Source organism: Synergistaceae bacterium (genome assembly GCA_012728235.1).
Classification (GTDB): domain Bacteria; phylum Synergistota; class Synergistia; order Synergistales; family Synergistaceae; genus JAAYFL01.
Window position 1 is genome coordinate 1 of record JAAYFL010000026.1, and the last position, 3,424, is coordinate 3,424.

The 3,424-nt window shown below is 37.4% G+C and carries 5 protein-coding genes; 4 read left to right on the forward strand and 1 reads right to left on the reverse strand.

The features are described 5' to 3' along the window. Nucleotides 1–75 precede the first annotated feature (75 nt). From GXZ13_01800 to GXZ13_01815, 4 genes are all read left to right on the forward strand, one after another. A complete protein-coding gene (locus GXZ13_01800) occupies nt 76–1,404 on the forward strand; it encodes a thioredoxin domain-containing protein (protein ID NLX74573.1) in 1,329 nt (442 codons plus the stop codon). Between the two features lie 85 nt (nt 1,405–1,489). Further along, a complete protein-coding gene (locus tag GXZ13_01805; GenBank protein NLX74574.1) occupies nt 1,490–1,630 on the forward strand; it encodes a redoxin domain-containing protein in 141 nt (46 codons plus the stop codon). 9 nt (nt 1,631–1,639) lie between these two features. Continuing rightward, nucleotides 1,640–1,954 (forward strand): redoxin domain-containing protein, encoded by a 315-nt coding sequence (locus GXZ13_01810; GenBank protein NLX74575.1) that lies wholly within the window; start codon nt 1,640–1,642, stop codon nt 1,952–1,954. A gap of 356 nt (nt 1,955–2,310) precedes the next feature. Further along, nucleotides 2,311–2,658 (forward strand): cupin domain-containing protein, encoded by a 348-nt coding sequence (locus GXZ13_01815; protein ID NLX74576.1) that lies wholly within the window; start codon nt 2,311–2,313, stop codon nt 2,656–2,658. A gap of 194 nt (nt 2,659–2,852) precedes the next feature. Here the strand turns inward: GXZ13_01815 and GXZ13_01820 are convergent, their stop codons facing one another. Further along, complete coding sequence (locus GXZ13_01820; GenBank protein ID NLX74577.1) at nt 2,853–3,038, reverse strand: hypothetical protein; 186 nt, start codon at nt 3,036–3,038, stop codon at nt 2,853–2,855. Nucleotides 3,039–3,424 lie beyond the last annotated feature (386 nt).

The following is a 3,424-nucleotide window of genomic DNA, read 5'->3' on the forward strand; positions in this document are numbered from 1 at the left end:
AAATTTCCCACACCCCATAACCTACTCTTTCTTCTAAAATACGCTTGGGCAAATAAGGATGATAGCGCACTGCATATGGCCCAACAGACCTTAACTCAGATGTACTATGGTGGGATATACGACCATCTAGGCGGTGGCTTTTCACGCTACTCAACCGACAGGCAGTGGCTGGTGCCCCACTTCGAGAAGATGCTCTACGATAACGCCTTACTCCTACTTGCCTACAGCGAAGCCTTTAGTCTAACCAAAAACCATGAATTCAATACCATAATCGATGGCATCGCCCATTATGCCCTCCGTGATATGCAATCAAATAGCTGTGGGTTTTTCTCCGCCGAAGATGCCGATTCAGAAGGAGAAGAAGGCAAATTCTACGTCTTTGAATACGAAGAGCTGAAAGAAAAACTCCTTTCGGATGAACTACGGTGGTTAGAAGAAAACTACGGTGTGAGCCCGAGGGGAAACTTTGAAGGCAAAAACATACTGCACATCACCGGTGAGGGCAAGGGTGGCGATACAATACTGCCTAAGCTATATGATATAAGAAGCAAAAGACCACGGCCCTTCAAAGACACTAAAATATCCGTGTCTTGGAATGGCTTTATGATAGAAGCCCTGTGCCGTGCCGCAGAGGTAACAGGAAATAAGGATTATATCCACAGCGCGAAAAAGGCCGCGGATTTTATCTTGGAAAAGACCAAGGAAAGCGGAGAACTCTTCGGCGTGTATATTGAAGGGGCAAAGCCATCAAAGGCCTTTCTTTCAGATTATGCCAATTTTGCCAATGGCCTAATCGAGCTCTACAGGGCCACCCTGGATCTTAACTATCTTAAAGAAGCAAAATCCCTGGCTAGTAAAATGATCTCCCTCTTCTGGGACGATGAAAAGAGCTGTTTCTACATGACGAGTAAAGATGACAAGGAGGTGTTTCTTCGTCCCAAGGATGAACATGACGGCGCTATGCCTTCAGGTACCTCCTGCGCCCTCCAATGCCTTGATAACCTTACAAAACTAACTGGGGATACAAAGCTATCAGCTATGTACGAAAAAGCTTCCAAAGCCTTTATTAGCACTGCTGCCACTATGCCCGCCGCCTGTCTTCACTTCATTTCCTTGCTTCTAGAAAACACAATGCCCCATAGGCAAATAATAATTTGTGCACAAAAGAGCGATGATGAGGCAAGGCAGGTATACAGCCGGATCCAGAAAGAATATCTTCCCTTTACGACACTGATATTCTATGGTGGCTCCTTTGAAGAAAAACAAATCTTTCCTGAACTAAAAAACTACGATACATCCCATGGCTTCGCCGCCTATGTATGTGAGAACTTCTCCTGCCAAAGCCCCATTTACACTCCCGGGGAACTTCTAAATTATTTAAGCTTATCAGCAGAAAAAGAGTAGTCGTATTTTATATACATCGTGCTCTTTCTTAGTTAGTAGATTATTAGTAATCTTCTAGGGTAATCCTTTATAAAGGAGGGATATAATGAAAGATGTAATTAAAGTAGGTCAAGAGGCTTTAGATTTTAAATTAAAAGATCAAAATGGCAAAGAAGTAAACTTAAAGGACTTTAAAGGAAAAAAAGTATTGCTATCCTTTCATCCTTTAGCATGGACAGCAGGTTGACTGGATCATATGAGAGCCCTTGAGCTCGCCTATGATGGATTCATAGAAAAAAATATAGTACCACTGGGAATTAACGTAGACCATCAATACTCAAAATCAGCCTGGGGAAAAGTGATAAATATAAGTAAGCTACAAATGCTATCGGACTACAATCCCCTAGGAGAAGTGGCAAAAGCTTTCGGTGTTTTTTCGGAAGAAATGAACGCATCTGGAAGAGCCAATTTTCTAATAGATGAAAACGGCAAAATAGAGTGGGTCGAAGTCTATAAAATCTCAGAAATTCCAGATTTTAAAGAAGTCCTTTCCAAAATTTCCAAGTTATAAAAATAAACAATAGACTAAGATTGAAAAGGTTAAATGTCCGTGTAAAATAATAAAGTCCTGTTTGAGACAATATAACGGACTCTCAGACAGGACTTTATTTATCACAGACAACAGATATACAACTAGGATCACACCTAAATTTGGATTTTTAATAAAATTCATTTATCATTAAATACTTTCATTGGACAGTGTAGAAGCCTTACCGATTTTCTCTCGCTTTTATTTTTATTTATTTCGGATAGTATATTTAAAGTGCAATTACAAAATTAACTCTAGGTATAAAATTTCTATTCATTTCAATCTTTATGCCATTTTAGGGTATAATTAAAATATATAAAATCATAAGGAGCAATCAAATGAAAATAGCCCATGAAGATAATCTAGAAGCCGTCATCTTTAATAGCCCAGATGCTAAGGGTGCATCCATGAAAGCACTGATCTCACCAAAGGAAGGCTGGGAGGGATATGTAATGAGAGTATTAGAATTAACAGAAGGCGGATACTCTCCCAAGCATAGCCATCCATGGCCACATATAAATTATATGTTAGATGGAAATGGTACTCTCTTTATAAACGGAGAAGAACATGAAGTAAAAGCAGGTTCCTATGCCTATATCCCAGCGGATACATTGCATAAATTTAAAAATGCAGGTGAAGGTGTATTTAAATTTATTTGTATAGTGCCTGAAGAAGGCCATAAATAAGATTAAAGAGGAGGTCAGTGTAATTACTAACTTCCTCTTTATTTTTTTTCCTAAAGATATTTCACCACTTTTTTCGGGCTTTATTTTATCCTTTGCTTGAATTTATTATTCCCCTGAGTTTATTCATTTAATTATAAAGTATTTCTTTCAAATTACCATGAAAACCCATATCAACAAATTTTGCTTACTGCCAATTATTCATCGGCAATATCAACAACAATCTTATTGCAACTTTTACAGAGATTGGCTTCTTTAACACAGCCATTCATACCTCCAGCAATTTTGATGTCATCTAATGTTGGATCCGGTAAAAAGAATAGCTTTTTCTTTTTACGTGACCAGAAAATTGTTCGGCCACTTTGAATGAGTCCTTTTTCCATTTCTTTTCCACAATAGGGACACAACATTTAAGACTCCTATCCATTGCACCTAGGTGCAATGATTCAGTGTAAATCAATTTTGAATTCCGAAGCTTTACTAAAATTTTTATTTATTTAAAGAGCTTCTACCGAATATATTTTAAGTCTTGTGGAATTCAAAACCATAGTCATATATTTCTAAAAGGTTGATTTAATACTATTTGTTTTTTAATTATTATCTCTTAGTTTGTATCTAAATATAAATGGAGATATAGCTATTATAAGGGCAACATATATTAAGAGTAGTAAAACTGCAACTTCTAAACTCAGAAGATTTCGAATATATTCCCTTAGGCTTTCTGACCAGATTGATACAAAGGATGGCAGTAATATCAAGACTATTAAAA